Source organism: Mesorhizobium sp. M7A.F.Ca.CA.004.06.1.1 (assembly GCF_003999135.1).
Taxonomy (GTDB): Bacteria; Pseudomonadota; Alphaproteobacteria; order Rhizobiales; family Rhizobiaceae; genus Mesorhizobium.
In genome coordinates, this window is record NZ_RZPQ01000492.1 from 1 (window position 1) to 4,472 (window position 4,472).

5 protein-coding genes are annotated in these 4,472 nt (G+C 63.3%); 1 reads left to right on the top strand and 4 read right to left on the bottom strand.

Annotated features, from left to right (window positions below; translation table 11 throughout):
- Positions 1-1,183: FAD-dependent monooxygenase (locus tag EN906_RS24165; RefSeq protein ID WP_127375431.1), on the top strand; the 1,183-nt coding region annotated here is incomplete at its 5' end.
- An 82-nt stretch (positions 1,184-1,265) separates the two neighbouring features.
- On the opposite strand, the gene EN906_RS24170 is transcribed toward EN906_RS24165, so the two are convergent.
- The 4 genes from EN906_RS24170 to EN906_RS24185 all read right to left on the bottom strand — a co-directional run.
- Positions 1,266-1,934 (bottom strand): TIGR02117 family protein, encoded by a 669-nt coding sequence (locus tag EN906_RS24170; RefSeq protein ID WP_127268985.1) that lies wholly within the window; start codon positions 1,932-1,934, stop codon positions 1,266-1,268.
- Positions 1,935-2,043: 109 nt separating this feature from the next.
- Complete coding sequence (locus EN906_RS24175) at positions 2,044-2,847, bottom strand: amino acid ABC transporter ATP-binding protein (protein WP_013532420.1); 804 nt, start codon at positions 2,845-2,847, stop codon at positions 2,044-2,046.
- Between the two features lie 82 nt (positions 2,848-2,929).
- On the bottom strand, positions 2,930-4,087 hold the full coding sequence (locus EN906_RS24180) for an amino acid ABC transporter permease (RefSeq protein ID WP_127268986.1): 1,158 nt from the start codon (positions 4,085-4,087) through the stop codon (positions 2,930-2,932).
- 9 nt (positions 4,088-4,096) lie between these two features.
- Positions 4,097-4,472: ABC transporter permease subunit (locus EN906_RS24185; protein ID WP_127375432.1), on the bottom strand; the 376-nt coding region annotated here is incomplete at its 5' end.

Genomic DNA, 4,472 nt, shown 5'->3' on the forward strand with positions numbered 1-4,472 from the left:
GACCGCAGCGCTTGCATTCGCCGACCGCGGCTACCCTGTTCGGGTGTTCGAACAGGCGCAGCGCCTGGAAGCTGCCGGCGCCGGCATCCAGCTCTCTCCCAACGCGACACGTATCCTTCGCCAGCTTGGCGTACTCGACAAGCTGCTGCCGGCAACGGTGCGGCCGGAAGCCGTGGTGTTGAAGGAGGCCGCGACCTTGCGCGAACTGGCGCGGGTGCCGCTGGGGCAAGCCGCCGAAACGCGCTGGCAGGCGCCCTATCTCGTCGCTCACAGGGCTGATCTGCAGAGCGCGCTGATGGCACGGGTTTCCCAGATACCGGATATCCATCTTACCACCGGCGCCCGCGTCAGCAGCGCTGCCACCGGCCCCCATGGCATCACCGCGACGGCCGAGATCGACGGCAAAACCATCAAGGCTGAGGGCTTCCTGCTGATCGGAGCCGATGGTGTCTGGTCGTCGGTGCGCGCACTTGTCGATTCGGCCAAAAGGGCGGCTTTGCCAAGAAACCATTTCTCCGGCGAACTGGCCTGGCGCGCGACCATTGCCGCCGAAAGCGCTGCCGGACAAGCCTTTGCCGCGATCGGTGTAACCAATTGCGTCACCACCTTCCTGCATCCCGGCTTCCATATGGTGGCCTATCCCGTCAGCAAGGGTGCTGCCTTCAATCTCGCTGCCTTCACCAGGGGCGACCGTATTGCCGAAGGCTGGTCCGGCAATGCCGACGCCGGGATCCTGACCCGAGCCCTGCGCGGCACCGCGGCAGAACTTGCCCGCCTGGTCGAGCAGGCCGGCCCATGGACCGCATGGCCGATCCATACGGTCGACAGCAAACAACCTTGGACGACCGGCAACATGGCGCTGATCGGCGATGCCGCGCATGCGATGACGCCGTTCGCGGCGCAAGGCGCGGCGATGGCGATCGAGGATGCTGCGACGCTTGCCGACATCATCGCCGACTTCCCTGCCGACCCCCTGGCCGCACCTGCGACCTGGGAACAGTCACGGCGACCGCGTGTAGCGCAGGTCGCCCGACGCGGCGCTGTCAACCGGCTGGCCTGGCATGCCTCGGGTCCAGTGGCGATTGCGCGCAATGTGTTCCTGAAGGTGCGCTCGGAAAAGCTCGCGGCGGATCTGGATTGGCTCTATGGGTGGCGGGCAGTTGAGGCTGCTGTCAGGCGTTGAAAGCCTGACAGGCTGGCAGGACAGAGGGGGGCGCGAAGGAATGAGGCGTCTCGCATTGGCGAAACGCGACAAGACGAGACAGCTAATTATACAGCCGCATCGATAGCCCGAGCGATGCAGGCAGCGGGTTCCACCAGCCGGTGCGCAGGCCGGCGATGCGCAAGGCCGCCGCCGTCCAGGTGTTGCAGCCGACCAGTGCGTTGAAATGGCCATTGGCTTCGTAGAAGCCGTCGAACCTGGAATAGGCTGCGTCCGGAACGAGGATCGGGCCTTCCGGTCCCCGCTGGAAACTCGCATCGATGAAATCGAGCAACGCCGTGAACCGATCCTCGGTGATGTCGAACCCCGCGATATCGGGGCGCGGTTCGACGATGTCACCGGCGACATCGACATGCATGACCGACGCGTCGAGTGTCAGTGCCTTCATCACCGGCACCGCCTTCAGCTCGGACCATGTCGGCGTCTCCAGGTAGAAGGCGCGGCCGCCCCAGCCGAAGACGATGTAGCGGACCTCCGGCCTGTCGGCCGGTATGCCCGCGTCGACCAGGAAATGGAAACGCCGGCGCACGGCGTCATCGACCGGGATGGCGATATCGGTGTGGATCGGATTGTTCAGCACCAGGATGTGGCGTGTCGCGGCTGGCACGGCGGCGGCGGCCGGCCACAGCGGCCGTGGCACGAGGGTGCCCGTCGTCACAGCGAGTGCGACGAGAACCAACAGAAGACCCAGAAAACGTCCCAGTCTTTTCATTGAAAGGCGGCCCTGCAAACGCACTCCGGCGACACGAACGCCCGCCTGTTCTCCCATACGCAAAAGAGCCCGGCAGTGTTTCAGCCGGGCTCTTCGTGGCCGTCGAGGCCTAGTGCAGGATCTGCGACAGGAACAGCTTCGTGCGCTCGTGGCGCGGGTGGTCGAAGAACTCGGCCGGCGTGTTCTGCTCGACGATCTGGCCCTGGTCCATGAAGATCACCCGGTTGGCGACCTTGCGGGCGAAGCCCATCTCGTGGGTGACACACAGCATGGTCATGCCTTCCTCGGCAAGGCCGACCATGGTCTCCAGCACTTCCTTGATCATCTCCGGATCGAGCGCCGAGGTCGGCTCATCGAACAGCATGATGCGCGGGTTCATGCACAGCGAGCGGGCGATCGCCACACGCTGCTGCTGGCCACCGGAAAGCTGGCCGGGATATTTGTTGGCCTGTTCCGGGATCTTGACGCGCTTGAGGAAATGCATGGCGATTTCCTCGGCCTGCTTCTTCGGCGTCTTGCGCACCCAGATCGGCGCCAGCGTGCAGTTCTCCAGGATGGTCAGGTGCGGGAACAGGTTGAAGTGCTGGAACACCATGCCGACCTCGCGGCGCACCTCGTCGATCTTCTTGAGATCGTTGGTCAGTTCCTTGCCGTCGACGATGATCTTGCCCTTCTGGTGCTCCTCCAGACGGTTGATGCAGCGGATCATGGTCGATTTGCCGGAGCCGGAGGGGCCGCAGATGACGATACGCTCGCCGCGCATCACTTTCAGGTTGATGTCCTTCAGCACATGGAACTCGCCGTACCATTTGTGCATGGCGATGATGTCGATGGCGACATCGGTCGTGGAAATCTGCATCTTGGCGGCGTTGACCTTGATCTCTTCGGCGCTGACGGCATTTTCGGTGGCCATGACAGAATCCCCTTGTTCTTTATCGTTGGTAGTGATGCATGTCGTTATCCCAAAACCGCTATACACTTTTGGGCGACATGCATCAGCGTTTGTGGCCGGTGTCGAGCCGGCGTTCGGTGTACATTGAATAGCGCGACATGCCGAAGCAGAACAGCCAGAAGACGAAGGCGGCGAAGATCAAGCCGGACCTCGCCGTCTGCGCGGTTGCCCAGTTTGCATCGGAAAAATTCTGTTTGACGATGCCGAGCAGGTCGAACATCGAGATGATGATGACCAGGCTGGTGTCCTTGAACATGCCGATGAAGGTGTTGACGATGCCCGGGATGACCAGTTTCAGCGCCTGCGGCATGACGATGAAATACATCTTCTGCCAATAGCCGAGGCCGAGCGAATCGGCACCTTCATACTGGCCCTTGGGGATCGCCTGCAGGCCGCCGCGCACCACTTCGGCCATATAGGCCGCGGCAAACAGCGACACGCCGATCAGCGCGCGCAGGAACTTGTCGAACGAGACACCCTCCGGCAGGAACAGCGGCAGCATGACGCTGGCGAAGAACAGCACGGTGATCAGCGGGATGCCGCGCACCGTCTCGATAAAGACGACGCACAGCGTCTTGATGATCGGCATCTTGGAACGGCGGCCGAGCGCCAGCACGATGCCGAGCGGCAGCGACACGGCAATGCCGACGAAAGACAGACTGAGCGTCACCAAGAGCCCACCCCAAAGCGAGGTCTCGACATGCGGCAGGCCGAACATGCCGCCGACCAGCAGGACGAAGGCGACGATCGGCAGCACGAAGAACAGCAGCACCGCATTCAGCCCTTTGCGCGGCACCTTCGGGATAAGCATCGGCACCAGCAGCGCCACGAACAGGATAGCGACCAGGATCGGCCGCCAGCGCTCCTCGATGGGATAGCGGCCGAGCATGAACTGGCCGAATTTGGCGTTGACGAAAGCCCAGCAGGCGCCAGTCCAGCCGTCCGGCTGGATGCCGCCCTGCGCCACCGTGGCGCATACGGTCCGGTCCGGTCCCGTCCACACGGCGTTGATGAACGCCCAATTGGTGATTTGCGGCAGGATCATCGCCACCAGGGCGATGCCGACGATCGTCAAAATGGTGTCGCCGGCAGAAGCGATCAAGTTCTTGCGCACCCATGCGCCGAGGCCGGTGACGCTGGCGGGCGCCGGCTGCGCCAGCACCATTTCGGTGCGCACCCAGGACATATCATGTTCTTGCATGTCCTTACCTCACCTCTCCACCAGCGCCATCTTGGCGTTGAACCAGTTCATCACAAGCGAGGTCAGGAGGCTGATGGCGAGGTAGATCACCATCATGATCACCACGCCCTCGACGGCCTGCCCGGTCTGGTTCAGCACCGTCCCGGCGGTCGCCGTCAGGTCCGGATAGCCGATGGCGATAGCCAGCGACGAGTTCTTGGTCAGGTTGAGATACTGGCTGGTCAGCGGCGGAATGACGATGCGCATGGCCTGCGGCACGACGACCAGCCGCAGGATCGATCCGGACCGCAAGCCCAACGCACCGGCAGCTTCCGTCTGGCCCGCGCTGACACCCCTGATGCCGGCGCGCACGATCTCGGCGATGAAGGCGGCGGTATAGCAGGAC